Genomic DNA, 24,744 nt, shown 5'->3' on the forward strand with positions numbered 1-24,744 from the left:
GCAAAGTTAAGCGCCTTTGCGCAGGCGCCGGATCAGCCGACTATCAGCCGATCGTTCAGTCGCGCTTGCCGGCGATCCGGGAGATCTCGGCCTTGACCAGCTCCTCGACCATCTCGGGCAGGTTCTCGTCGAGCCATTGCGCCAGCATCGGGCGCAGCAATTCGCGGGTCAGCGCCTCGAGCGAGGTTTCGCCCGAGCGGACGATCTGCGGCTGCTTGCCGGGCCGTGAAATCATCGCCAGCGCCTCGAAATTCTGCTGCATCGTGGCGCGAACCGTATCGGTGGTCAGCGGAGCGTCGTCCCCCTCGTAGGTCGTCGGCTTCGCGACTTCCGCGTCCGCATCCGCGGTCTCGGAACCTTGCGCAACCATCGCCTCTTCTTCGAGCTCGAGAACTTCCTCGGCCTCTTCCGCTTCCGCCGGAGCGGGTTCGACTCTGGTTTCGTTCGTCGGGGTACGCGAGCGCTCGCGCCGGGTCGCCATCGCCCCGGCGCGGTTGTCGCGGGCGATCACTTTCTTGATGGAATCGAGAATCTCTTCGACCGACGGTTCACCCGGTTGATGCATAATCACTGGCCCCTGCTTGCCGCCCGCGCCTTCGTCGGCACGCGAATCGGCGCATAGCATCGTGCAACAAGGTTAATAAATGGAATCGCTCTCCTGGTCGTCGACGGGACCGATTTCGCCCTGCTCGATCTCCGCCGTCGCAGGGGGAAGATCGGCGGTGCTGGTGCTTTCCACCACCGGATCGGGTTCGCGCGACCAGTCCCACCATTGACCCTGCACGCGGTCGTAATTGACCACCGGATCGTAGAGCAGGCCTTCGTCGACCAGGCCCAGGTCGCGGGCTTCGGCGCGACCCATCGCCGCCAGCAGGCTGAAGCCCGCGACATAGGCGTTGCGCCGCGCTGTCACCAGATCGACGCGCGCGTTGAGCAATTCCTGCTCCGCGTTGAGCACATCGAGAATCGTGCGGTTGCCGATCGAGTTTTCGGCGCGAACGCCTTCGAGGCTGAGCTCGGCGGCGGCGACCGCGGTCAGGGAGCTTTCGATGATCGCGAGCGAAGCCTGCCAGCTCGAATAGGAAGCGCGGACCTGCGCGATGACGTCGCGCTCGACTTCGATCACGCGCTCTAGCGCCACTGCCGACCGTGCCTGCGCCTGGCGCTCGAGCGCCGCGGGGCGGCCCCCCTGGAAGATCGGGATCGAGAGCTGCACCCCGGCCTGGGCCGCAGTGGCTGTCTGCGGAATGATGGCGCTGTCGACACCGCCCAGAGTACCGGCGAAGTTCTCGTAATCGCCGCCGAGAAACACCGAGACCCGCGGCAGTCGTCCTGCGCCTGCCACATCGATGTCGTATACGGCCGCCTCGGCACGTTCGCGCGCAGCGATCAGATCGGGATTGTTCTCGAGCGCGATATCCACGGCCACGGCGACCGAATCGGGCAGACCGGGCAGCGGCGGCGGCGGCTGCAGATCGTCGGGTATTTCGCCGACCAATTGCATATATATCTCGCGCGCGCCGATCAGATTGGCCTGTGCTCCGCGAAAATCGCCCTGGGCCAGCGCCAGCCGCGCTTGCGATTGCGCCACATCGGTACGCGTGAGATCGCCGATCTCGAACCGGTCGCTGGTCGCCTGGAAGTTGACGGCCAGGACTTCGATCTGGTTGGCGGTGAGACCAAGGATCGCCTGACTGCGCAATACGTCCATATAGGCTGCGACGACCTGGCTGAAGAGTGCGCTTTGCGTGGCGCGCAAATCGGCGCGGCCGGCCCCCACCCGCACTTCGGCGGCGCGGATCGCGTTCTTGATGGCGCCGCCCGAATAGATCGGCACCGAGAGATCGGCACCGACCGAGAAGGCTCGTTCGGGTGCGGTGAAGCTGGTCGAGTTCTGCTTGAGGAATTCGACATAGCTGCCGGTCGCGGTCACGCCGGGCCGTCCGTCTGCACGTTCGATCGCTACATTCTCGTCAAGCGCGCGTTGCTGCGCGCGCGCGGCCTCCAACGTGGGATTGTTGAGATAAGCCTGCGTCAGCGCTTCCTGCAGCGTGTCGGCATGCGCGGGCGCCGCCAGCACGAGCGCCAGCGCTGCGCCGGACAGTCCGAAGCGAACCAACCCCCCGCGTGGCATCAGAAGCTCCAGCTCGCCGGACGGTCGAACTGGCCGAGGCGCGGAATGCCCATTTCGGCGAGCGGCAGCAGGCTCAGCGACTGGCCGGTCTTGCGACCCGTGGCGAGACGCGTGACGCCGCGCTCGACCAGGCCGGTGACGACCCGCCCGTCTTCGACGACGAGCTTGACCAGTTCGGGAGGCAATTGTTCGATGGCCCCGTCGATCAGCAACAGATCGGCGGCTTCGAGCTTGGCCTCGCCTTGCGCACCCTGCGTGGGGGAGATCGCTTCGACCGAGGTGACGAGCGGGCGAACCAGTTCTGCAAGATAGCCGCTCCCGCCGTCGACGATCAGCACCCGGTCGGCGATGCGCGGACGCGCCTCCTCGAGCATTTTGCCGTGGAACACCGGGGCGGGCAGAAAGCCGCCGTCGGGCAGCCGAATGGCGCGATCCATATAGGCGATGCCCCGGGCCTGGTCGGGGACGAAATCCTCGCGCGCGACCGCGCCCATGCGGTCGAGCACGAAGCGCTCGTTGACGCCGCTGGTGCGCAGCTGGCCGTCGATCATCGCGCGGCGGGCGGCAGCGAAATCGTCAGGGCGGGAATCGGCAGGACGGGCGAGTGTCGTCGTCATCATTTCATCCAGAAGCTCGTGTGCTGTATTACATAGACAACACGGTTGGGCAAGGCCCAGCAGCTTTAGGCGGAACGCCCCTCGTGGCCAAGCGCTTTGACAATCGCGAAATCCCCGCCAAGGACCACGGCGAATCTGCGAAACGGAGTGAAGCGGCGATGAGCGACATGATAAATATCCGCGAGGAAGACCTGATCGAAAGCGTGGCCGATGCGCTTCAGTTCATTTCCTACTACCACCCGATGGACTACATCCACGCGCTGGGCGAGGCCTATGCCGCCGAGCAGGGGTCCGCGGCGAAGGACGCGATCGCGCAGATCCTCACCAATTCGCGGATGTGCGCGGAGGGTCATCGCCCGATCTGCCAAGACACCGGCATCGTCAATGTTTTCGTCAAATGGGGCCAGAACTGCCGGCTCGATTCCCCGCACAGCCTGCAGGAAGTGGTCGATGAAGGGGTGCGGCGGGCCTACACCCATCCCGAAAACAAGCTGCGCGCCTCGATCCTCGCGGATCCCGCCTTCACCCGCCGCAACACGCGCGACAACACGCCCTGCGTGCTGTCGGTCGAAATGGTGCCCGGCGACCGGGTCGATATCGATGTCGCAGCCAAGGGCGGCGGCAGCGAGAACAAATCCAAGTTCAAGATGATGAATCCTTCGGACAACATCATCGACTGGGTGGTGGAGCAGATTCCCTCGATGGGCGCCGGCTGGTGCCCGCCGGGAATGCTGGGGATCGGCATCGGCGGCACGGCGGAGCATTGCCTGAAGCTCGCCAAGCAGTCGCTGATGGAGCCGATCGACATGGCGCAGCTCAAGCAGCGCGGCGCGCAAAGCGATCTCGAGCAGCTGCGGATCGATATTTTCGATGCGGTCAACGCGCAAGGGATCGGCGCGCAGGGGCTGGGGGGCCTCGCGACCGTGCTCGATGTCAAGATTCTCGAATGGCCCTGCCATGCAGCGGGCAAGCCGGTGGGCATGATCCCCAATTGCGCCGCCACCCGTCACGCGCATTTCACCCTCGACGGCTCGGGTCCCGCCTATCTCCAGCAGCCCGATCTCGACGCCTGGCCCGATGTGCAATGGCAGCCCGATGCCGCCGCCAAGCGGGTCGATCTCGACACTCTCACGCCCGAGGAAGTGGCCGGCTGGGAGCATGGCGACCGGCTGCTGCTGTCGGGCAGGATGCTCACCGGGCGCGACGCGGCGCACAAGCGCATCGACGAGATGCTGCGCAACGGAGAGGAGCTGCCGGTCGATTTCAAGGGACGGGCGATCTATTATGTGGGGCCGGTCGACCCGGTGATGGGCGAAATCGTCGGCCCCGCCGGGCCCACCACCGCCACGCGGATGGACAAGTTCACCGAGACCATGCTCGGCCAGGGCCTGCTCGCGATGATCGGCAAGGCCGAGCGGGGCGCCGATGCGGTGGAAGTGATCAGCCGCTTCAAGGTCGCCTATCTGATGGCCACGGGCGGCGCGGCCTATCTGGTCGCCCGGGCGATCAAGGCATCGAAGGTCGTCGCCTTCGAGGATCTGGGGATGGAGGCGATCTACGAATTCACCGTCGAGAACATGCCCGTGACGGTGGCGGTCGATGCGCGCGGGAACAACGTCCACACGCTCGCTCCGGCGCAGTGGAAAGAGCGGATCGCGCGCGAAAGGCTCGACGCCTGAGCCATAGAGGCAGCGCCGCCCCATCGACCAACCGCATGATCGCGTCGATCATCGCGCTGGCCTGCACGAGCCCCGAGCGGCTAGTGCGATAGCCAGTGAGCGAAGAAACAGACTTGTCGCCGCGCATCACCCGCGTGCCCTTCCGGATCGTCCTCGCGTCGATCCTCGGGCTATGGTTGTGCTATTTCCTGTTGATCACCCTGCGCGGATCGGTGGTCGATCTGCCGATGCAGGGCGAACTGGTCTGGCGCCGCGGGGTCGTGTGTCTCGCCGGCGCCGCCATCACCCTGCTGCTGTGGCTGGCGATCCGGCTGGTGGAGGCCCGGCCGTTGGCCGTGAAGATCGCGGTGGCGCTGATCGCGGCACTGCCCGCCTCGCTGGCAATCGCGCAGGTCAACCGGGTGATGTTCGAGCCGGTCCAGGATCAGGTGGCCAGGAAGATCGGCGAGGACCAAGGCGTTGCCATCTATCGCGACGATGCCGGCAATCTGCTCGTCGACGTGCCCGCCGCGGCGCCGGTGGCGCTGGATCGCCCGGCGGACGATCGGGTTGCTGAGGATGCCGGCTCGGCCGCGCCGCCGCGCACTCTCGTGCTGGCGCCCGCACCGACCGGGACCGATCGTTGGCAGCAGCTCACCGACATCGCCTTGGGGCGCTATTTCCTGCTCCTGGCCTGGGCGGCACTCTATCTCGCGCTGCTGGCGGGCGCGCAGGCGCAGGCGGCGCAGCGCCGGGAGGAGCGCTTCCGGAGTGCCGCCAAAGCCGCAGAACTGCGCAGCCTGCGCTATCAGGTGAACCCGCACTTCCTCTTCAACGCGCTCAACTCGCTTTCCGCACTGGTGATGACCGGGCGCGCCGACCGGGCCGAGGAAATGATCCAGACGCTGTCCGCCTTCTATCGCCACAGCCTGGCGGAGGATCCCACCGCCGACCTGCCGCTGGCGGACGAATTCGATCTCCAGCGCCATTATCTCGAGATCGAGACCACCCGGTTTCCCGACCGCTTGCGCACGAGGCTCGAACTGCCCGAGGCGCTGAGCAATTGCCGGGTGCCCGGCATGATCCTCCAGCCGCTGGTGGAGAATTCGGTCAAATACGGCGTGTCGGCCAGCCGCCGGCCGGTGACGATCACGATCTCGGCGCGCGAGGAATACGGGCGGCTGGTGCTGACCGTGGCCGACGACGGCCCGGGCAAGGCGGGCAATGCCGCGGCCGGCTTCGGGATCGGGCTCGCCAATGTCCGCGACCGCCTGCTTGCGCGCTTCGGAGAGCAGGCGAGCATCGTTTCCGGCGCGACGCTGGACGGCTACGAAACCCAACTCCGACTACCGCTGGTGACCCATGGCTGAGACTGACAAAGAGAAATTGCGCACGCTGATCGTCGATGACGAACCGCTCGCGGTCGAGCGGATGCAGGTGCTTTGCGCCAGGCTCGACGATCTCCTGGTGGTCGGCACCGCGAGCGATGGCGCGGCCGCCCTGCGGCTGGTGGAGGCGCTGCATCCCGATCTGGTGCTGCTCGACATGACCATGCCCGAAGTGGACGGGCTCTCGGTGGCGCGCGAACTGGCGAAGCACGACCGCCCGCCGGCGATCGTCTTCGTCACCGCGCACGACAATTATGCGGTCGAGGCCTTCGATCTCGATGCGGTGGATTACGTGCTCAAGCCGGTCAAGAGCGAGCGGCTCGAGCGGGCGATCCAGCGCGCGCTGTCGCGGCGCGACGCCGGCACCCGCCCGAAGAGCGAATGGCTGGACGAATTGTGGATCCCGCACCGCTCCGAGCTGGTCCGGATCGAAACCGCGCAGGTTTTCAGGATCGATGCCGAACGCGACTACGTCCGGCTGCATGTCGAGGATCGCTCCTATCTCCTGCTCCAGACCATCGCCGGGCTCGAGGAGCGGCTCGACCCCGCGCAGTTCATCCGCATCCATCGCTCCACCATCCTGCGCCGCGACCGGATCAAGGGTCTGCGGCACGACGGGCTGGGGGTCTGGTCGGTCGAACTCGACGATGGCGAGGCGCTGCGGATCGGGCGGACCTATCTGCCCAAGGTCAAGGCGATGGCCGGGCGCTAGGCCGCCACCGGATGGGGCCGCTGGGAATCGGGCTGCAGCCGAAAGATTAGGGGCCTCGGTCGCGGACTGGTTCGACCGAGGCCCCGGGACGCCGACTTCGGGGAAAGTCGGCCGCCCAGTCTCAGGGATGCATTCTCAGCCGCCCAGGCGCTGCTGCCTGATGAGCGCCGCGACCTGCTGCTTCACCTGGCGCTGGGCTTCGGCGACGCATTGGCGCGCTTCGCTGCTGCTGATCCTGGTGCCGGTGTTGGGCATGTCGGCCCGGCACACCTTGCGCGCGGCGACCAGGATCCGCTTGTCGAGTTCGCGCTGACCCTCGGCAGTGGAAAGCGCCAGATCGTCGTATTTCACCGAGATATCGGCCGCGAGCGCAGGCGCTGCGGGGATCGCGAGGCCGATGACGGCGGCCATGTAAAGGATCGGTTTCATCTCAATTCCTCCTTCTTGCGATCGCCTCCTTCGGGGGGAGAGGAGCGTTTCGCAGGTAGCATAATGAGCGATTACACCTGTCAACGCATCTCCGTGTCGACGAACACGACCGCCGATTTGACCAAAAGCGCGAAGCTGCTGACGAAGGGGCCTTGGCAATCGGCGAAGGGCGAGCGACAACGCCGGTCGATGGTCCTGATCGTGATCTTTCTGCTCGGAATCGGCAATTTCGCGATGCACAAGGCCGTGCTGGAGAGCGGCCACCCGATGATCGAGCGGATCGGCTGGATGCGGCCGCGCTCGAGGGTGCCGGTCTCGCTGGTGCTGGAATTCGCGATCCTGCTGGCGACCCTGCTGTTCGTCGCCAACGGCTGGCCGGGACTGGCGCCGGTCTATGCGATCTACAGCGCGCTCAATGCCATTTCGGCCTGGGCGATCCTGACCGGCAGGATCTGACAGCCTCGCCGCACAGGCCCGCTGCCCGATCGGGAATTCGCGCTGCGGGAACCGGATGGGCCGGACCAGCGCTATGGCTTCATGACTCTGCCCGACAAACTCTGGTTGCTGACCAACGCCAAGAGCGGCAGCAACAGCGAAGCGGCGCTCGAGGAGTTGCAGAGCCATTGCGGCACCGCCGGCCTCTCGATCGAGCGCACCATCCGCTTTCCCGACGAGGATATCCCCACCGCAGCCGAACTGGATCTGGCGGGGATCGGATGCCTCGCGATCTTCACCGGCGACGGCACGCTCAATGCAGCGATCACCAGCCTCTACGGCTGGTCGGGCGCGGTGTTGGTTCTACCCGGCGGAACGATGAACCTGCTCAGCATCCGCATGCATGGCGAGAGCGAGGTCGGCACCATCATCGCGCGATACAAGCGCGGCGCGATGCGGCGCTGGCGCCCGCTGGTCGCGCGCTGCGAGGCGGGGGATGCGCTGGCCGGGCTGCTGATCGGTCCGGGAACCGCCTGGGGTTCGGTGCGCGAGGCGATGCGCGACGGCGATGTGGCGGAAACCACCGCCAAGGCAAGCGAAGCGATGACCGAGACCACCGAAGGCCCTCAGGTCCACTGTCTCGAACCGCCATTGGGCCGCCCCGAAGGCTATCCCCTGATCGAGATGACGCCGAGCCATCGCGGAATGCAGATCGACGCCTTTCACGCGGATACGCCCGTCGAACTGGCGAAACAGGGCTGGGCGCTGTTGCGGCGCAGCTTTCGCGAGGGGCCGCACGATCTGCTCGGTCTGGTAGATCGGGTCGTGCTCGAGGATTGCGGAGGCCAGCCGCTCGGAGTGCTGATCGACGGCGAACCCGCCCAGCTCGGCAGCCGTGCCGCCTTCGAACTGGTCCCGTGCGGGGTCGATCTGCTAGCGTCGCAACATGGCTACTGACGACAAGCTTCTCTTCCACCTCAGCGACATCCACTTCGGGCTCGAGGACAATCGGGCGATCGACTGGGTGAAACAGGAGATCGCCGAGCAGCGGCCAGATGCGGTGGCGATCACCGGCGATCTCACCATGCGTGCGCGCCATAGGGAGTTCGCCGCAGCGACCAGCTGGATCCAGTCGCTCGACGTTCCGGTCACGGTGGAAGTGGGCAATCACGACATGCCCTATTTCAACCTCTTCGAGCGGTTCTTTGCCCCCTACAAACGGTTCTGCGGCATGTCCGAACATGTCGAGCGCGAAATCGACCTGCAGGGGCTGGCGATCGTTCCGCTCAAGACGGCGGTGCGCGCGCAGCCGCGATTCAACTGGTCGAAGGGCTGGGTCACCAGGGCCGCACTGAAGAAATGCCTCGCTGCCATCGATGCGCTGCCGCCGGGCGCACGCGCTCTGGTGGCGGTCCATCATCCGCTGCGTGAAGTGGGCACCGAGGGAACCGCGCTGACCATGCGCGGCGGCGAGGCGCTGCGCGCGCTGGCCAGTCGTCCGGTCGCGGCGGTCATCAGCGGCCATGTCCACGATGCCTTCGACATCATGGAGCAAACCGCCGATGGCCCGGTGCGGATGATCGGTGCGGGCACGCTGTCGAAGCGCACCCGTTCGACCCCGCCCAGCTTCAACGAACTGCGCTGGGATGGGGAAACCATCAAGGTCTGCGTCCGCAACCTCGAGAATGTCGACACGCCCGACATGATGATCGACGACGTTCCCGAAAACGCGATGCCCCCGCGTCGGCCGGGCGAACCGGTGGCGCCGGTGCATCAGGTGCCGCGGACCGATCCGCCGGTTCATTAGAATACCGCCCGCCCCCGCGCGAACGTGAGGATTGCACAAGGAGAAAGGGCGGCCCCTCGCGGGACCGCCCTGTTTCCATAGTAGCTTCCGACCGGGCTGACCGGCCGGGCAGTGCTTAGCGCTTCGAGAACTGGAAGCTCTTGCGCGCCTTGGCCTTGCCGTACTTCTTGCGCTCGACCACGCGGCTGTCGCGGGTGAGGAAGCCGGCGGCCTTGACCGTCGATCGCAGCGTGGGCTCGTATTTGGCGAGCGCCTGGCTGATGCCGTGCTTCACCGCGCCGGCCTGGCCCGAAAGCCCGCCGCCACGCACGGTGCAGATCACGTCGTACTGGCCTTCGCGATCGGTGATGGCGAAGGGCTGGTTGATGATCAGCCGCAGCGTCGGACGCGCGAAATAGATTTCCTGGTCGCGACCGTTGACGGTGACCTTGCCGCTGCCGGGCTTGATCCAGACGCGCGCCTTGGCATCCTTGCGGCGACCGGTGGCATAGGCGCGGCCCTGGGCATCGAGCTCCTGCTCGCGCAGCGGGACGCTGGCAGTCCGCGCGATCTCGGCGGAATCGCCCTCGGGAGCATCGCCGGCGATGCTCTTGAGGTCGGCCAGATCGGAAACCGAATCGCTCTTGGTTTCGGCCCTGGGCTCGGAAGCCGGCTCGGAAGCCGGCTCGGGCTTGGCTTCGCTGGTGGCTTCAGCCGAAGTCTCGGAGGTGGTTTCGGCCGCGGCGTCGACCTTGGTCTCGTCGGCGGTCTTGTCGGCGGGGGTTTCGCTGGTGTTGTCGGCGACCATTAGCTGCTTGCCTTGTTCTTGCGGTTCATCGAAGCGACGTCGAGCGTCTTGGGCTGCTGCCCGTCGTGCGGATGCTCGGTGCCGGCATAGAGATGCAGCGCGCGCATCTGGTCGCGGCCCAGCGGTCCGCGCGGGATCATGCGCTGGACGGCCTTTTCGAGCACGCGCTCGGGGAAGCGGCCCTCGAGAACCTTGGCGGGCGTCGTTTCCTTGATGCCGCCGGGGTGGCCGGTGTGGCGGTAATAGACCTTGTCGGTCATCTTGCGCCCGGTGAACTTCACCTTGTCGGCGTTGATGACGATGACGTGATCGCCGCAATCGACGTGCGGGGTGAAGCTGGGCTTGTGCTTGCCGCGCAGGATATTGGCGATGATCGTGGCGACACGACCGACGACCAGGCCGTCGGCGTCGATAATGTGCCAGTCCTTTTCGACCTCGGCCGGTTTGATCGACCGGGTCATCTTGCTGAGAGCCTTCATGGCTTTGGATTCCGTTATTAGTGTGTGGTTGCGCGAATCCGACCGCTGCCGGACCTGCGAAGCGGGCGGCAAATGGCCTTACACCCGGCGCAAGTCAAGCAAATCCGCGTGTTCCGATTGCGGTATAATAATACCACATCGTCGACGGATCGAATATTCGGCTAGCTTCGGCGCCCCAGCGCGTGGGCGCCCCAGCCGAAGGCCGCAACCAGCAGCGCGCCCACGAGCTGGTGCGCCACCGCGACCCATAGCGCGACCCCCGTCAGCACGGTCGCGATGCCGAGCAGGATCTGCGTTCCGAAGGCGCTATGGATGGCAATCGAGGCGCGGCGATCGAGCGGTTTGACCCGTCTCGCCATCACCACCAGCGCGGCGACCACCGCCCATGCCCACCAGCGGTGGAGGAAATGGATCAGGAAGGGATCGTGGGTAACTGCCCACAGGAGCCCGCGCGAGCTGTCGTATTCGGGGACCAGGCGCCCCTGCATCAGCGGCCAGCTGTCCGACGCGTGGCCGGCGTTGAGCCCCGCGACCCAGGCGCCGAGCAGCAGCTGGAGGAACAGCACCGCTCCGACCCAGCTCGCCATGGCGGTCCAGCGTGCGGGCGGCTCGCCGCTGCGCGCCAGCGCGCGCAGGTCGAGCGCGGTCCAGACCAGCCCGCCCAGCGTGAACAACGCGGTCAGGAGATGGATCGAGAGCCAGAAATGGCTGACGTCGGTCATCTCGCCCGAGAGGCCCGAGCGGACCATGAACCAGCCGAACACGCCCTGCATCCCGCCCAGCGCGAGCAGCGCGAGCAGGCGGGGCTTGTAGCCTGCGGGGATGGCGCCGCGGACCCAGAACCATGCGAGCGGCAGCGCGAAGGCCAGCCCGATCAGCCGCCCGAGCAGGCGATGGAACCATTCCCAGAAATAGATGAACTGGAACCCCGCGAGGTCCATTCCCGCGGGGCCGGTGACGTTGCGATATTCGCCCGTCTGGCGGTAGAGCTCGAACTCGGCGCGCCAGTCCGCCTCGGTCAGCGGCGGAATTGCGCCCGTCACCGGCTGCCATTGCGTGATCGACAGCCCGCTTTCGGTCAGCCGGGTGATGCCGCCGACCGCCACCATCGCGATGACCAGCAAGGCCACGAACAGCAGCCAATTGGCGATCGCGCCCGGTTGCGGGGCAGCGGGCAGGGAGGCGGGACGGTTCATGCGGCGCTGTTTGAGTGGCGGTGCGCCGCCAGGCAAGTGCAAATCCGGCAATTTCGCGGGCGGGCTACGCAAGACGAGCGGCAAACCGGCCGGCTGGCGGTACTTGTATTATGGTACACTATCACATAGATGGGTTCGCGATGCTCCAACGCGCCATCTCTCCGATTCGTCGCCGCCTCGATCGCAGCGGCATCGTGCTGTCGGGTCTGTGCGCCCTGCACTGCCTTGCCAGCATCGTGATCGTCTCGGGTCTGGGCGTGGGCGGACAGTTCTTCTTTCATCCCGACATCCACCGCATCGGGCTGGCGCTGGCCGTGCTGATCGCGGCGGTCGCGATCGGCTGGGGCGCGCTGCGCCATCGGCGCGCCGCGCCTTTCGTCGTGGCGATGACCGGGCTCAGCTTCATGGGCGGCGCACTGGCGGTGCCGCATGGCTTCGAGGAAGCGGTGCTGACGATCATCGGCGTGGCGCTGGTCTCGCTCGGACACGTGCTGAACTTGCGCAACGCGCATTGACCGCTATCTCGCGCGGATCATGACCGCATCCATCACCCTCACCGTCAACGGCGAAACCCGCCGCACCTCCGCCACCACCATCGCCGAACTCGTGCGCGAGCTCGAGCTCGATCCCGCCAAGGTCGCGGTCGAGCGCAACGGCATCATCGCCCCGCGCAGCGAGCTTGCGGAGCATGCCGTGGCAGAGGGCGACCGGCTCGAGATCGTCCATTTCGTCGGCGGCGGGTCCGGACCGCAAGACGACAGCTGGAGCGTCGCGGGCCGCACCTTCAATTCCCGCCTCATCGTCGGTACGGGCAAGTATAGCGACTTTGCGCAAAATGCCGCCGCCCTCGAAGCCAGCGGCGCCGAAATCGTCACGGTCGCGGTGCGGCGGGTCAATGTCAGCGATCCCAAGGCGCCGATGCTGACCGATTTCATCGACCCGAAGAAGGTCACCTATCTCCCCAATACCGCGGGCTGCTTCACCGCCGACGATGCGATCCGCACGCTGCGGCTGGCGCGCGAGGCGGGCGGCTGGGATCTGGTCAAGCTGGAGGTGCTCGGCGAGGCGCGAACCCTCTATCCCGATATGCGCGAGACGCTGCGCGCGACCGAAGTGCTGGCCAAGGAGGGCTTCCTGCCGATGGTCTATTGCACCGACGATCCGATCGCAGCGAAGCAGCTCGAAGAAGCCGGCGCGGTCGCGGTGATGCCGCTGGGCGCGCCGATCGGCTCGGGTCTGGGGATCCAGAACCGCGTCACCATCCGGCTGATCGTCGAGGGCGCCAGCGTGCCGGTGCTGGTCGATGCCGGGGTCGGCACCGCCAGCGATGCCGCAGTGGCGATGGAGCTGGGCTGCGACGGGGTGCTGATGAACACCGCGATCGCCGAGGCGAAGGACCCGATTCGGATGGCACGGGCGATGAAGCTCGCGGTGGCGGCGGGACGAGACGCCTATCTTTCAGGGCGGATGGGAACGCGCAAATATGCCGATCCGAGCAGTCCGCTGGCTGGGCTCATCTAACCGCCTGTTCTCGGGAGCGTCTGGCCGCAATTAGGGGAACCGGGTCCGGTTCTCGCGCGCTTCTCCATCATAGCCGCCTTTCCTGCGGCCTGCCGCCGACCGGACCCATTCCGATCCACCGGCCCACACATGCAGGAGAACGATCATGGGCGAGATGAAAGACAAGGCCAAGGGCATGGGCAACGAAGCCGCCGGCAACACCAAGCAGGCAGTCGGCAATGCCACGAACGATCACTCGCTGAAGGCCGAGGGCAAGGCCCAGGAGCGCAAGGGCGAAGCCCAGAACCTAAAGGGCGAAGCCAAGGGTGCACTCGGCAACAAGGTCTGACGCCGAGCACGAACAATGAAAAGGCTCGCGGGAGACCGCGGGCCTTTTTTCGTGTCCGGTCTGCGCTCGCTCCGGGCGAGCGTGCAAAAATCGGACGACCGATACCGCCTGTTAACCATCGTGCGCGATAGTCCTCCGGTAACCAGGGAGGCCGATATGGCCATTGCAGCGACGGCGTTCGGTACCATTGCGGAAATGCGCGAATTCGCCGGCTTCACCGCCGCCGAACAGCGCTATATCCGCCGCAGCCTCGATATCGGGCTCGGCCGCTGCGACGCGTTTCGGATCTGGGGCCGCACTGCCGGCGAGACCGCCGCGATTCGCAGCCAGTATGTCGCCTATCAGGAACTCAAGGCTCTGCGCCACGCGATCCCGGTCGCGACCGGCTTCGAGGCGGTCGAAGGCTTCGTCGGCAAGCTGACCCGGGTCGCCGCGTTCGATCTCGCGCAGGAGCGGATCGACTGCTTCTCCGCGTTTCGCTTCCTCTACGAACGCCTGCTCGGCGCCGATTCGCGCCCGTGGCTGCCCAGCGCCTTCTGCGCCGCCGCCGCGCTGCCGCAGATCCAGCCGCAGCGCCGCAAGCTGCTGCTCCAGTCGCTCAGCGAAGCCGCGGCTACCGCGCCCGGCTGGTCCGACCGCGAACCGCGCTTCTACCCCGAATATATCGAGGAAGTCGCCGCCTAGCGGTGCAGGTCAGGCTTTGTAGAGGCCGTCGAGCCGCTGCTGGTAGCGGTCCTTGATCTTGTGCCGCCGGATCTTCAGGCTCGGCGTCATTTCCTCGTTCTCGATCGTGAAGGGCTCGTCGGCAAAGGCGAATTGGCGAACCTTTTCGGTCACCGACAACTCGCGGTTAACCCGGTCTAGCGCCTCGCGCACCGCAGTTCGGAACTCGGGATCGCCCTGCAGCGTCCCGAGGTCGAATTTCCTGTCTTGCGCGGTGGCCCATTCCAGCGCCCATTCCGCATCGGGGACGATCAGCCCGACGATATAGGGCCGCTTGTCGCCGGTCACCATTGCCTGCGCGATTTCGGGCTGCAGCGTGAGCATCCCCTCGACCTTCTGCGGCGCGACATTGTCGCCCTTGTCGTTGACGATCATGTCCTTCTTGCGATCGGTGATGACGATCCTGCCGTGGTCGTCGATATGCCCGATATCGCCGGTGTGCAGCCAGCCGTCCTGGATCGTCCGCTCGGTCTCGGCCTTGTTTTGCCAATAGCCGTGCATCACCAGCTCGCCGCGGCACAAGATCTCGCCATCCTCGGCGATGCGGATTTCTACCCCGCGCATCGGCGGGCCGACGCTGTCCATCGCGATCCCGGCGGAGGGGCGGTTGCAGCTGATGATCGGCCCCGCCTCGGTCTGGCCATAGCCCTGCAGCACGGTCAGCCCCATCGAGCTGAAGAAGGTGCCGACCTCGGGGTTGAGCGGCGCGCCGCCCGACACCATCGCCTTCAGCCGTCCGCCGAACCGCTTGCGGATCTTGGGCCGCAGCAATCTTTCGAGCATGAGATCGCGGGCGCGATCGCCGAACTTGCGCTTGCCGGCGACGCGGCGGTCGCCCAGCTCCAGCGCGCTGTCCATCAGCCGCGCGGCCATCCCGCCTTGCTTGGTCACCTGCTTCATGATCCGCGTGCGCAATACCTCGAACAGGCGCGGCACCACCACCATCACGGTCGGGCGGGTCTCCTCGATGTTGCTGGCAAGCTTGTCGAGCCCCTCGGCGTAGTAGATCTGCGCGCCGACCGAGATCGGCAGATATTGCCCGCCGGTATGTTCATAGGCGTGCGACAGCGGGAGGAAGGACAGGAACCGCTCCTCCTCGCCGAGGCCGAAATCCTCGATCAGCACTTCCGCCGCGCCCGCGACATTGCACAGGATCGCGCCGTGGTGCTGGAGCACGCCGCGCGGTGCGCCGCCGGTGCCGCTGGTGTAGATGATGCAGGCGGTGTCGCCGCGCCCGATCGCGGCGATCCGGCGATCCACCGCGGCGCGAGCCGCGGCGGCATCGCCCTGGACGAGATCGCTCCAGCTGTGCGCCCGCAGATCGCCTGCCTGGTACTGCCGAATGCCGTCGAAGGAGATGATGTGTTCGGCCAGCCCGGTACGCATAATCGCCGGCAGCAGCGGCTGCGACAGCTTCTCGCTCGAGACGATGACCGCACGCGCGCCCGAATTGTCGAGGATATGCGCGTGGTCGCGCTCGGTGTTGGTGGTATAGGTGGGAACCGTGATGCAACCGGCGGCCATGATGCCAAGATCCGCGATGCACCATTCGGGGCGGTTCTCGCTGACCAGGCAGACCCGGTCGCCGGTCTCGAGGCCCAGCTCGCGCAAATGCTCCGCCAGCAGGCAGACCTGTTCGGCGGCCTCGGCCCAGCTGATGGTCCGCCATTCCCCGGCGGATTTCGTCCCGAGGAAAGGCGTGTCGCGCTTTTCGTCGGCGCGTTTGAGGAACAGCTCCACAAGGCTGTTCGCCGCATCGATATCGGACAGCATCCGGCCAAGCTCCCTGTCGTCTGTTCTATTGGCAGATCGTTGCGCGGCTTAGGCGGCTGGCCGGTTCACGGCAAGTGGCCGCACCCGTTCAGGGCACGGTGACGCCCCGATCGATCCGCGGATCGCGCGCGGCTTCCCAGATGGCGCCGTCGCGCTTGACCGCGCCGCCCTTGAGCGGCGCCTCGCGGACGACGACCTTGGCATGACCGAGTTCCTGCAAGCTGGAGATCGCGGTTTCGAGCCAGGTGCCTTCCTCGACCATGACGGTATCGCCGAAACCCATGATGAAGGGCAGCCCGAGCGCTTCCTTCGCCGAGAGACCGAAATCGACCACGCCGATGATCCCGCGCGCGGTCTGCACCGGGATGGTGGGACCGCCGGCCGCACCGATCGCCAGCACCGGGCGCCCCTGCGGGTCCCACACCACCGTGGGCGCCATCGAGCTGCGCGGACGTTTTCCGGGCTCGACCCGGTTGGCGACCGGAACGCCCTCGACGGTCGGGCTACGGCTGAAATCGGTGAGCTCATTGTTGAGGTAGAACCCGCCCGCCATCAGGCTCGAGCCGAACACTCCCTCGATCGTCGAAGTGTAGCTGATCATGGTGCCGTCGGGATCGACCGCGGCGATATGCGAGGTGCCGTGCTCCTCGGGTTCGTCGCCATCGGCGAGTGCGGTATCGGCGCCCGCGGGGCGGCCGGGAGCCGCTTCGGCCATGCTGGTTTCGAGCGAGATGAGGTCGCTGCGGCGCGCGATGTAGCCCGCGTCGATCAGCCCGGCGACCGGAACGGACACGAAATCGCTGTCGGCGATGTACAATTCGCGATCGGCATAGGCGAGCCGCTGCGATTCGACGAACAGGTGCCAGGTCAGCGGATCGTACAGCCCCAGCGCCGCGAGATCGAACCGCTCGAGCTGCCCGAGGATCTGCAGGACGGCGATCCCGCCCGACGAGGGCGGGCCCATGCCACAAACCCGATAGCCCCGATAGGAACCACACACGCCGTCGCGCTCAACCGCACGATAGGTGGCGATGTCTGCGAGCGTCATGGCCGCATCGTGCGGGGTTCGGGTGGCAACCGTCCCGGCGATCTCTTCGGCGATCGCGCCGCTGTAGAAGGTCTCAGCGCCCTCCGCCGCGATCCGCTCGAAAGTCTGCGCCAACCGTTCGTTGCGGACGATATGGCCGGCGGGATGAGGCCGCCCCGCAGCGTCGTAGAACAAGGCGCGGGCGCTCGGCACCGCACCGGCGCGCTCGGGCAAGTCCTCCAGATACTTCGCGAGCCGCAGATTGATTGCGAAACCCTCGCGCGCCAATTCGATTGCGGGTTCGAACAGCGCGGCCCAGGGCAGCTTGCCGAAGCGATCATGCGCCCGGGCGGCGAGCGCGATATTGCCCGGCACCCCGACGCTCAATCCACTCAGCACGCTTTCCATGAACGGCGGGACGCTGCCATCCTCGGCGAGAAACCATTCCGGGGTTGCACCCGAGGGCGCGGTCTCGCGGCCGTCGATCGTCTCGACTTCGCCTGCGGCGGTGCCGCGGACATAGAAGCCGCCACCGCCGATCCCCGAGCTTTGCGGTTCGACCACGGTGAGCGCGAGCATGGTCGCAAGCGCAGCATCGGTGGCGCTGCCGCCTTGGCGAAGCATGGCCATGCCCGCCGCCTGCGCGCGCGGGTCGGCGGCGCTGACGGTGCCGATGAAGGGGAGTGCGACCGCAGCATCGGATTGAATCGCCGGTGCGGAGGCTGGCCGGGGCGCCGGGGTGGAAGTTTGGGCGACGGCACCGGTGGCGAGCGACAGCGGCAGGGCGAGCGTGGCGAGGAGGCGGGTGATCATGACCGTCCTGCTATTCGCTCCCGACCGCATCCGCAATCGTGGCGAAGCCGTCGCGGAGCATCAGCCGCTCGAGGTCTCGCACCATCCGGCGAGCCAGGCCCGGCCCGTGATAGACCAGCGCCGAATAGAGCTGCACCAGGCTCGCGCCCGCGCGAATTCGCACCCAGGCATCCTCGGCGCTGGCGATGCCACCCACTCCGATCAGCGGGATTGCGCCGCCGGTCGCGCTGCGGAAATCGCGCAACCGCTGCAGCGCGAGGTCGCGCAGGGGGGCGCCGGAGAGCCCGCCTGCCTCACCGCCGTGGCGTGAGCGCAATGCAGGCCGAGCGATGGTGGTGTTGGAGACGATCAGCGCGGCCAGATCCCGGTCGATCGCGATGCGGGCGATGGCGTCCACATCGGCGGGTTCCAGATCGGGCGCGACCTTGAGGAAGATCGGCGGGCCGGCCTCCCCGCAGACCTCCGCACGCGCCTCGAGCACCGCATCCAGCAACCCGGTCAGCGCGCCCTCGTCCTGCAGCGCGCGCAAGCCCGGCGTGTTGGGGCTGGAGATATTGACCGCCAGATAGCTTGCCAGCGGCGCCATCAACCGCGTTAGCTGCGCATAATCGACGATCCGGTCGGGGCTGTCCTTATTGGCGCCGATATTGGCTCCGACGATCCCGGGGCGCGCGCGGCGCGCCTCCAGCCGGCGCGCGACCGCTTCGCCGCCCTGATTGTTGAACCCCATCCGGTTGATCACCGCACGATCCTCGACCAGCCGGAACAGCCGCGGGGCGGGGTTGCCGGCCTGCGGGCGCGGCGTGACCGAACCGACCTCGGCAAAACCGAACCCGAGCGCCAGCAGCGCATCGGGAACCTCGCCATTCTTGTCGAAGCCGGCGGCGAGCCCCACCGGATTGGGAAATTGCAGCCCGGCTACCGTGGTGGCCAGCGGACCGTGAGTCGCAGGTGCGTGGCCCGCCACGAGTTTCAGCGCCGCGACCGTGAGACGATGGGCACGCTCGGGATCGAGCGCGAAGATGGCCGGGCGGACGAGGTCGAACAGCATGGCGCTCGCCTATGCGCAAAGCGGTGCGCGGTGTCGAGCAGGTGCGAGAAGGGTTCAATCATATTGCGCACCGGGCGCGACTGTCGTTTGCATACAATCGAAAACATCCGATTCGGCGTAGTCATCGTTCCGCGACCCGAAGGGCCCGGCGCCATTGCGGCGGGTTCCTCTACTCAAAGGGCGGTCTCTTCGGGGGCCGCCCCTTTTTTGTCCGGGATTTCAAGCCGGTTCTTGGTTAACGCAGGATCCGACGGACGATTCGCGAGGGGTGGCAATCGGTTAGGTTTTGCGCCATGCCCTTGGATAAATACGCCATGGGGAAACCGAACGATGCATTTGCGACAGGTGGGAATTTCGATAGCGGCGCTGGCTCTGGCTTCCTGCGCCACCACCCAACCGGTGGGCCAGACGACGGGCAACGATGTCGCGGTAGTCGCGCCGCAACCCGGTCAGGATCTAGGCCAGCTGTTCGAAACTTACGACGCGCAGCAACTCGCGCTTTCGCCGCTGTCCAAGGCCTATCGCGGGATTCGCGATGAGGATTACAGCCGCTGGGGCGATTTCTCCGATGCCGCCGAGGCGCGCGAGGAAGCCTTGCTGCAATCCACCGCCGCCGCCATGCGCACCAATTACGACCTTGCCGAATTGTCTCCCGAGGATGCGCTCAGCTATCGCTTGTTCGATGCGATGGCGGATCGCAGCGCGGCGCTGTTTCCGTTTCGCGACTATGGCTATGTCTTCGATCAGATGCGCGGCGCGCAGAGCCAGCTGCCCGCGTTCCTGATCAACATCCACCGCGTCGACGATGCCGAGAGCGCGCAGGCCTATGTCAGCCGGATTGCCGGGCTGGGCGAGGTGATCGACACGCTGACCGCCGAATCGCGCGAGCGCGCCGCAGCCGGGGTGATGCCGCCCGACTGGGTCTATCCCTACGTCGTCTCGGATATCGAGAACCTGCTCGCCGCGGGCGACGACAATGCGATTCTCGAGGATTATCGCAAGAAGGTCGCTGCGCTCGATGCCGCCGAGAGCGCGGGCCTAGAACAGGGCGCCGCGACGCGCGCCTGGAACGCCAACGCACGCCCCGCCTACCAGCGGCTGCTCGCCGAGATGAAGCGCCAGCAGGCGATCGCGCCGACGCAGGACGGCATCTGGCGCTTCCCGCAAGGCGCGGAATATTATCGCGCGCTGCTCGCCAATTACACCACCACCGATCTCACTCCCGACCAAATCCATCAGATCGGCCTCGACAATGTCTCGCGCATCCACGACGAGATGCGCGCCATCATGGAGCAGGTCGGGTTCGAGGGAACCCTGCAGCAATTCTTCGAATTCACCCGCACCGACGAACGCTTCTACTACGACGATCGCGAGACCTATCTCGCCGATGCGCAAGCCAAGCTCGCGGCGATGGAAGCCCGCCTCCCCGAATTCTTCTCGACGCTGCCCACCGATCCGCTGGTCATCAAGCCGGTCGAGGCGTTCCGCGAGAAGAGCGCCGGCAAGGCCTTCTACCAGCGTCCGGCGCCCGACGGTTCGCGCCCGGGCACCTACTACGTCAATCTCTACAATCTCGACGACATGAGCAAGAACGAGCTCGAGGCGCTGGCCTATCACGAAGGCCTGCCCGGGCATCACCTCCAGCTGTCGATCCAGACCCAGCTGGGCGATGTTCCGCCGTTTCGCCGCTTCGGCGGGGTGACCGCCTATTCCGAAGGCTGGGGCCTCTATTCGGAAGAGCTGGGCAAGGACATGGGCTTCTACACCGATCCCTATTCCGATTTCGGCAGGCTGGGGATGGAGCTGTGGCGCGCCGCGCGGCTGGTGGTCGACACCGGGTTGCACCACAAGCGCTGGAGCCGCGAGGAGGCGATCCAGTATCTCACCGACAACACCCCCAACCCCGATGGCGACATCCGCAAGGCGATCGAGCGCTACGCCGTCTATCCCGGTCAGGCGACCGCCTATATGATCGGCAAGCTCAAGATCATGGAACTGCGCGATCGCGCCCGCACGCAACTGGGCGACGAATTCGACATCCGCGCCTTCCACGACGTGATCCTGACCAGCGGTCCGGTGCCGCTGTCGATCATGGAAGAAAACGTCGATGCCTGGATCGCCGAGGTGAAGGCGAACTAGGGAGAGCGGGGGTGGCGCAATCGGCGGGAGCAAAGGGCGGCCAGGGGCCGCTCACCCCCGCCAACCGCTTTGCCATCGACTATCTCGGCGTATCGCCGCAATTGAGCGACTACGTCACCACCTTCTATCACTTCCGCTGCGACGACGAGAAGGTCGACGATATCCAGCCCGCGGCGATCGGCCATTTCAGCCTGTTTGCTTTCGGCGAGGGCGAGATGGGTCTGCCCGAAGGCGGGATCGATCCCTCGCACCGGGTCAATCTGCTGACCCCTTTCTCGCGCGCCGCGCCGTTCCGCGTCGACGGGCCGTTCCATGCGATCGGTGCCGCTCTCAGCCCGCTGGGCTGGGCGGCGCTCACCGGGCTTTGTGCCAAGACTCATTGCAACCGCCTCTACCGCGCCGACGACTGGCTCGATCCCGCGCTGGTCGCTCTCGGCCACGCGCTGTGCGCCGCCTATCGCGCGGGCGAGAAGGACGCGAAACAATGCGTGGCCGAGCTGGAGCCGGCGATGCTGGCGGCGATGCAGCCGCTCAAGCCCGGCCACCCCGAGCTGATCGCCGCGACCAACGCCTGGCTGGCGGGCGATTTCCTCCCCGAGATCGACGATCTCTACGCCGCATCTCCCTATTCGCGGCGCCAGACGCAGCGGCTGGTCGAGCGCTATTTCGGGCTTTCGCCGGTGGCGCTGCGGCGCAAATACCGCGCATTGCGTGCCGCGACGCTGCTGTCGCTCCCCAGCCTGACGCTGGAATACGAGGCGCAGATCGGTCAGGCCTTCTACGACCAGCCGCACATGATCCGCGAGATCCGGCTGTTCGCGGGGCGCACCCCGGCGCGGCTGACCGATGCGAGTTCGCCCTATCTCACCGAGATGCTCAACAAGAAGAACCTGCGCCAGGTGGGCCTGCCGATCGCGATGGACGAGGATGCTAACGACTCGCAAGAGTCGGAAACGGGTTGAAACCACGCCTTTGCGACCATAGGTGCTCAATCGGAACAAAATGGTCCGATTTGAGAAACTGCTTTGACGATGCGCCTCTCCAACCTCGCCGATTATGCCGTGGTCGCCATGTGCGCGGCGGCGCGCCACTGCGGCGGCGGGCGGACCAGCGCGGCCGCGCTGGCGGCGGAGACCGGCCTGCCGGTGCCGACGGTGCAGAAGCTGGTGAGCAAGCTCTCGGCGGCCGGACTGCTGCGCTCGACCCGGGGTTCGGGCGGCGGTCTGCAACTCGCGCGCCCCGCAGCCTCGATCAGCGTCGCGGATATCGTCGAGGCGGTCGAAGGCCCGATTGCGCTGACTGCCTGCGCCGATGGCGGCGAGTGCAGCGTCGATGCGCTGTGCAGCGTCCGCCCGCATTGGCCGATGATCAACGAAGCGCTGCGCGGAACGCTGGCGGGCATTCCGCTGACGCAGCTGGCGGGACGACCTGCCGTCGATAATCCACCGCTGCGAACGCCGACGCAATCCGCCAGGGCCAACGCCGTTCCGCGAGCAACTCAGTGACTGCCCCAATGACCGCCAAAACGATTGAAAGCCCGACCATGACCGACAGCCTCGACCTCCAGGACCAGGACGCCCGCGACGCCGTCGCCCGCGCCGCCGAATACGAGCACGGCTGGTCGTCGGACATCGAACAGGATTTCGCCCCCAAGGGTCTCAACGAGGACACCGTCCGCTTCATCTCGGCCAAGAAGAACGAGCCGCAATGGATGCTCGACTGGCGGCTCAAGGCGTTCCGCCTGTGGCAGGACATGGAGGAGCCCGACTGGGCCAAGCTCGGCTATCCCGAGATCGACTATCAGGACGCCTATTACTACGCCGAACCCAGGGCCAAGCCGAAACTGGAATCGCTCGACGAGCTCGATCCCGACATTAAGGCGGTCTACGACAAGCTGGGCATCCCGATCGCCGAGCAGGAAGTGCTCGCCGGGGTAGAAGGCGCGCGCAAGGTCGCGGTCGATGCGGTGTTCGATAGCGTCAGCGTCGCCACCACCTTCCGCAAGGAGCTGGAAAGCGCGGGCGTCATCTTCCGCTCGATCTCCGAGGCGATCCGCGAATATCCCGAGCTGGTGAAGAAGTGGCTGGGCAAGGTGGTGCCGCAGCGGGACAATTACTTCGCCACGCTCAATTGCGCGGTCTTTTCCGATGGCACCTTCGTCTACATTCCCGAAGGCGTGCGCTGTCCGATGGAGCTGTCGACCTATTTCCGCATCAATGCCGAGAACACCGGGCAGTTCGAACGCACGCTGATCATCGCCGAGAAGGGCAGTTATGTGTCCTATCTCGAGGGCTGCACCGCGCCGATGCGCGACGAGAACCAGCTCCATGCCGCGGTGGTCGAACTGGTGGCGATGGACGATGCCGAGATCAAGTATTCCACCGTGCAGAACTGGTATCCCGGCAACGCCGAGGGCAAGGGCGGGATTTACAATTTCGTCACCAAACGCGGGCTGTGCCAGGGCGCGCGCAGCAAGATTTCCTGGACGCAGGTCGAGACCGGCAGCGCGGTGACGTGGAAATATCCCTCCTGCGTCCTCAACGGCGAGGACTCCGTGGGCGAGTTCTACTCGGTCGCGGTGACCAACAATTACCAACAGGCCGACACCGGCACCAAGATGATCCACAACGGCTCGGGCACACGTTCGACGATCATCTCCAAGGGCATCTCCGCCGGCAAGAGCAACAACACCTATCGCGGGCTGGTCCGCGTCGGCGCCAATGCCGAGAATGTCCGCAACCGCACCGAATGCGACAGCCTGCTGCTGGGTGACAAGTGCGGCGCGCACACCGTGCCCTATATCGAGGTCAAGAACCCCAACGCGCAGATCGAACACGAGGCGACCACCAGCAAGATTTCCGACGACCAGCTGTTCTACGCCCAGCAGCGCGGGCTCGACGAGGAAGAGGCGATCGCGCTGATCGTCAACGGCTTCGCCAAGGATGTGATGAAGCAATTGCCGATGGAGTTCGCGGTCGAGGCGCAGAAGCTGCTGGCGATCAGCCTAGAGGGATCGGTCGGGTGATACAGCGCACCACCCTTTCCCCCCGTCATGCTGAACTCGTTTCAGCATCCATTCCCCCGGCTGGGCCGAAGGTGCAGTTGGCGCGATGGACCCCGGATCAAGTCCGGGGTGACGAAACAGCAATGAGCGCGCTCTTGGCGCGGACCGACGAAGCGGGCTACCTGCAATGACCGAGCGCAAAACCCTCAATCTCCGCTCGGCTTCAGAGCAGGCCGATGCCGCACCCACGCTCAACAAGAAGGGCCGCGGGTGGAAGATTTCCGAGGCTCGGCTCGACGCGCTGCATGATCGCGCGCGCGAGATGCGGCGGCATTCGAGCCCGGCGCACAAGGCGCTGGCGGAGCGCTTCGCCATGGCCGATTTCGGGCGCCACAAATTCACCCGCCACGCGGTGGTCGGTTCGGCGATCGTCGATTTCAACTGCCATACGCTCGGCCTCGCGATCGCGATCGACGAGGAGGACACGCCCGAAGCACTCGCCACGCGCCGCGACAAGAGCCTCCACGCGGTCGGCATCCGCGTGATCCACATCCCCGCCGCCGACATCCTCTCCGATCTCGACGCGGTGACCGCCATGATCGGCGACGCGATGCGCAAGCGGATCGCCGAAAAGCAGAGCGCGCGCCGCGAGAACCGGACGCCTAGTCGCACTTCCGCCCCGCCTCGCAACCGCGGCGCTTACGCCCCCAAGGACCGATAGGA

Annotated in this window: 25 protein-coding genes; 15 read left to right on the top strand and 10 right to left on the bottom strand. The window is 66.2% G+C overall.

Translation table 11 applies throughout. The features are described 5' to 3' along the window. Window positions 1-55: 55 nt before the first annotated feature. From Q9K01_RS00400 to Q9K01_RS00410, 3 genes are all read right to left on the bottom strand, one after another. A complete protein-coding gene (locus Q9K01_RS00400; protein WP_305928240.1) occupies window positions 56-565 on the bottom strand; it encodes a DUF2497 domain-containing protein in 510 nt (169 codons plus the stop codon). 72 nt (window positions 566-637) lie between these two features. Continuing rightward, window positions 638-2,134: a TolC family outer membrane protein gene (locus tag Q9K01_RS00405; RefSeq protein ID WP_305928241.1), complete on the bottom strand. Its 1,497-nt coding sequence runs from the start codon at window positions 2,132-2,134 to the stop codon at window positions 638-640. Beyond that, the gene (locus tag Q9K01_RS00410) at window positions 2,134-2,754 is read right to left on the bottom strand and encodes a protein-L-isoaspartate O-methyltransferase family protein (RefSeq protein WP_340324240.1); all 621 of its coding nucleotides are present in this window, start codon (window positions 2,752-2,754) and stop codon (window positions 2,134-2,136) included. Before Q9K01_RS00410 ends, Q9K01_RS00405 begins: the two co-directional genes overlap by 1 nt. 155 nt (window positions 2,755-2,909) lie before the next feature. Between Q9K01_RS00410 and Q9K01_RS00415 the strand changes: the two genes are divergently transcribed. The 3 genes from Q9K01_RS00415 (at window position 2,910) to Q9K01_RS00425 (ending at window position 6,509) form a co-directional block, all read left to right on the top strand. Next, window positions 2,910-4,430 carry a fumarate hydratase gene (locus Q9K01_RS00415; protein WP_305928242.1) on the top strand — a complete coding sequence of 507 codons (1,521 nt, stop codon included), beginning with the start codon at window positions 2,910-2,912 and terminating at the stop codon, window positions 4,428-4,430. Between the two features lie 95 nt (window positions 4,431-4,525). After that, window positions 4,526-5,779: a sensor histidine kinase gene (locus Q9K01_RS00420; protein WP_305928243.1), complete on the top strand. Its 1,254-nt coding sequence runs from the start codon at window positions 4,526-4,528 to the stop codon at window positions 5,777-5,779. Next, the gene (locus tag Q9K01_RS00425; RefSeq protein ID WP_305928244.1) at window positions 5,772-6,509 is read left to right on the top strand and encodes a LytR/AlgR family response regulator transcription factor; all 738 of its coding nucleotides are present in this window, start codon (window positions 5,772-5,774) and stop codon (window positions 6,507-6,509) included. Before Q9K01_RS00420 ends, Q9K01_RS00425 begins: the two co-directional genes overlap by 8 nt. A 135-nt stretch (window positions 6,510-6,644) precedes the next feature. Here Q9K01_RS00425 and Q9K01_RS00430 read toward each other — a convergent pair whose 3' ends face one another. After that, on the bottom strand, window positions 6,645-6,938 hold the full coding sequence (locus Q9K01_RS00430) for a UrcA family protein (protein ID WP_305928245.1): 294 nt from the start codon (window positions 6,936-6,938) through the stop codon (window positions 6,645-6,647). A gap of 189 nt (window positions 6,939-7,127) precedes the next feature. On the opposite strand from Q9K01_RS00430, the gene Q9K01_RS00435 reads away from it, so the two are divergent. The 3 genes from Q9K01_RS00435 (at window position 7,128) to Q9K01_RS00445 (ending at window position 9,180) form a co-directional block, all read left to right on the top strand. Further along, a complete protein-coding gene (locus tag Q9K01_RS00435) occupies window positions 7,128-7,394 on the top strand; it encodes a hypothetical protein (RefSeq protein ID WP_305928246.1) in 267 nt (88 codons plus the stop codon). An 81-nt stretch (window positions 7,395-7,475) separates the two neighbouring features. Further along, the gene (locus Q9K01_RS00440; protein WP_305928247.1) at window positions 7,476-8,330 is read left to right on the top strand and encodes a diacylglycerol kinase family protein; all 855 of its coding nucleotides are present in this window, start codon (window positions 7,476-7,478) and stop codon (window positions 8,328-8,330) included. Beyond that, on the top strand, window positions 8,320-9,180 hold the full coding sequence (locus Q9K01_RS00445) for a metallophosphoesterase family protein (RefSeq protein ID WP_305928248.1): 861 nt from the start codon (window positions 8,320-8,322) through the stop codon (window positions 9,178-9,180). Before Q9K01_RS00440 ends, Q9K01_RS00445 begins: the two co-directional genes overlap by 11 nt. Window positions 9,181-9,295: 115 nt before the next feature. On the opposite strand, the gene rpsI is transcribed toward Q9K01_RS00445, so the two are convergent. The 3 genes from rpsI to Q9K01_RS00460 all read right to left on the bottom strand — a co-directional run bounded on the left by rpsI (window position 9,296) and on the right by Q9K01_RS00460 (window position 11,642). Beyond that, complete coding sequence (gene rpsI / locus Q9K01_RS00450; protein ID WP_305929141.1) at window positions 9,296-9,784, bottom strand: 30S ribosomal protein S9; 489 nt, start codon at window positions 9,782-9,784, stop codon at window positions 9,296-9,298. A 182-nt stretch (window positions 9,785-9,966) separates the two neighbouring features. Then, window positions 9,967-10,446 carry a 50S ribosomal protein L13 gene (gene rplM, locus Q9K01_RS00455; RefSeq protein ID WP_305928249.1) on the bottom strand — a complete coding sequence of 160 codons (480 nt, stop codon included), beginning with the start codon at window positions 10,444-10,446 and terminating at the stop codon, window positions 9,967-9,969. A 161-nt stretch (window positions 10,447-10,607) separates the two neighbouring features. Continuing rightward, on the bottom strand, window positions 10,608-11,642 hold the full coding sequence (locus tag Q9K01_RS00460; RefSeq protein WP_305928250.1) for a COX15/CtaA family protein: 1,035 nt from the start codon (window positions 11,640-11,642) through the stop codon (window positions 10,608-10,610). Window positions 11,643-11,782: 140 nt separating this feature from the next. Between Q9K01_RS00460 and Q9K01_RS00465 the strand changes: the two genes are divergently transcribed. From Q9K01_RS00465 to Q9K01_RS00480, 4 genes are all read left to right on the top strand, one after another. Continuing rightward, on the top strand, window positions 11,783-12,157 hold the full coding sequence (locus Q9K01_RS00465) for a MerC domain-containing protein (protein ID WP_305928251.1): 375 nt from the start codon (window positions 11,783-11,785) through the stop codon (window positions 12,155-12,157). Window positions 12,158-12,176: 19 nt separating this feature from the next. Next, entirely contained in the window at window positions 12,177-13,163 is a 987-nt protein-coding gene (gene thiS, locus Q9K01_RS00470; RefSeq protein WP_305928252.1) for a sulfur carrier protein ThiS, read from the top strand. Window positions 13,164-13,308: 145 nt separating this feature from the next. Beyond that, the gene (locus Q9K01_RS00475) at window positions 13,309-13,491 is read left to right on the top strand and encodes a CsbD family protein (protein WP_305928253.1); all 183 of its coding nucleotides are present in this window, start codon (window positions 13,309-13,311) and stop codon (window positions 13,489-13,491) included. A gap of 156 nt (window positions 13,492-13,647) precedes the next feature. Then, a complete protein-coding gene (locus Q9K01_RS00480; protein WP_305928254.1) occupies window positions 13,648-14,175 on the top strand; it encodes a hypothetical protein in 528 nt (175 codons plus the stop codon). A 9-nt stretch (window positions 14,176-14,184) separates the two neighbouring features. Here the strand turns inward: Q9K01_RS00480 and Q9K01_RS00485 are convergent, their stop codons facing one another. From Q9K01_RS00485 to Q9K01_RS00495, 3 genes are all read right to left on the bottom strand, one after another. After that, on the bottom strand, window positions 14,185-15,987 hold the full coding sequence (locus Q9K01_RS00485) for an AMP-dependent synthetase/ligase (RefSeq protein WP_305928255.1): 1,803 nt from the start codon (window positions 15,985-15,987) through the stop codon (window positions 14,185-14,187). Between the two features lie 88 nt (window positions 15,988-16,075). Next, complete coding sequence (ggt, locus tag Q9K01_RS00490) at window positions 16,076-17,827, bottom strand: gamma-glutamyltransferase (RefSeq protein WP_305928256.1); 1,752 nt, start codon at window positions 17,825-17,827, stop codon at window positions 16,076-16,078. Window positions 17,828-17,837: 10 nt separating this feature from the next. Continuing rightward, entirely contained in the window at window positions 17,838-18,878 is a 1,041-nt protein-coding gene (locus Q9K01_RS00495; protein ID WP_305928257.1) for a quinone-dependent dihydroorotate dehydrogenase, read from the bottom strand. A 330-nt stretch (window positions 18,879-19,208) separates the two neighbouring features. Here Q9K01_RS00495 and Q9K01_RS00500 point away from each other — a divergent pair, with 330 nt between their 5' ends. The 5 genes from Q9K01_RS00500 (at window position 19,209) to Q9K01_RS00520 (ending at window position 24,742) form a co-directional block, all read left to right on the top strand. After that, a complete protein-coding gene (locus Q9K01_RS00500) occupies window positions 19,209-21,017 on the top strand; it encodes a DUF885 domain-containing protein (protein WP_305928258.1) in 1,809 nt (602 codons plus the stop codon). Window positions 21,018-21,028: 11 nt separating this feature from the next. Then, the gene (locus Q9K01_RS00505) at window positions 21,029-21,979 is read left to right on the top strand and encodes a helix-turn-helix domain-containing protein (RefSeq protein ID WP_305928259.1); all 951 of its coding nucleotides are present in this window, start codon (window positions 21,029-21,031) and stop codon (window positions 21,977-21,979) included. A 69-nt stretch (window positions 21,980-22,048) separates the two neighbouring features. Beyond that, window positions 22,049-22,522, top strand: a complete 474-nt coding sequence (locus Q9K01_RS00510) for an SUF system Fe-S cluster assembly regulator (protein ID WP_305928260.1) — start codon at window positions 22,049-22,051, stop codon at window positions 22,520-22,522. 38 nt (window positions 22,523-22,560) lie between these two features. After that, window positions 22,561-24,042 carry a Fe-S cluster assembly protein SufB gene (sufB, locus tag Q9K01_RS00515; protein ID WP_305928261.1) on the top strand — a complete coding sequence of 494 codons (1,482 nt, stop codon included), beginning with the start codon at window positions 22,561-22,563 and terminating at the stop codon, window positions 24,040-24,042. Window positions 24,043-24,208: 166 nt separating this feature from the next. After that, window positions 24,209-24,742, top strand: coding sequence for an endonuclease domain-containing protein (locus Q9K01_RS00520; protein WP_305928262.1), 534 nt, complete (start codon window positions 24,209-24,211; stop codon window positions 24,740-24,742). Window positions 24,743-24,744 lie beyond the last annotated feature (2 nt).

Origin of the sequence: Qipengyuania benthica, from assembly GCF_030717865.1 — a bacterium.
Classification (GTDB): Bacteria; Pseudomonadota; Alphaproteobacteria; order Sphingomonadales; family Sphingomonadaceae; genus Qipengyuania; species Qipengyuania benthica.